This window comes from Alcanivorax profundi, from assembly GCF_003597125.1.
Classification (GTDB): domain Bacteria; phylum Pseudomonadota; class Gammaproteobacteria; order Pseudomonadales; family Alcanivoracaceae; genus Alcanivorax; species Alcanivorax profundi.
Genome location: NZ_QYYA01000057.1, coordinates 1 through 631, shown reverse-complemented (window position 1 = coordinate 631; position 631 = coordinate 1). Strand labels below are relative to the sequence as shown.

At 36.0% G+C, this 631-nt stretch carries 1 protein-coding gene; it reads right to left on the bottom strand.

Annotated elements, in window-relative coordinates; translation table 11 throughout:
- On the bottom strand, window positions 1-584 hold a 584-nt coding region (locus D4A39_RS17700; RefSeq protein WP_147393947.1), incomplete at its 3' end, for a reverse transcriptase domain-containing protein.
- Between the last annotated feature and the right edge of the window lie 47 nt (window positions 585-631).

The following is a 631-nucleotide window of genomic DNA, read 5'->3' as shown; positions in this document are numbered from 1 at the left end:
GCACTTTTTACATCCATCTGATAGATCTTGACTTTTCTAAAACATGCAATGGAAATAAAAATTCTGATGGATTCAAGGCGAGCAACTGGAGCGAAGGTTTCATCATAATCAATGCCTTCAATTTGAGTGTACCCTTGTACAACCAGTCTAGCCTTGTTTCGTACAATATTTCCAAGTTCATCAGACTTATTTTTAAAGATCCATTTTGTTCCAATAATATGTTTGCCTTTAGGTCTAGGAACAAGATACCAGACATCATTACGAACAAATTGGTTAAGTTCTTCCTGCATAGCAACTATCCAATTTTCGTCAGAAAGAGCTTCCTTTACGTTGACCGGTTCTATTTGGGATGTAAAACATACATAATTACATATGTTTTCAAGTTGTTTGCGTGTACGAACTCCAGTGAGAGGATTTCCAAGTATTTGATTGGTTGGATGATCCTTGACAGTCCTTGGTTCAGATTCTTTTTGAATTGATGATGTTTCTTGATTGTTAATTATAAGACCTTCATCATCATCTGAACTTAGAGATGGTATATCCAAACGATCATCAATGACCACATTGATGGATTCTTGAATCACACCAGTTCTCTTATTTAACACCCTATAGGCTCGACTGTTCAAGGAAT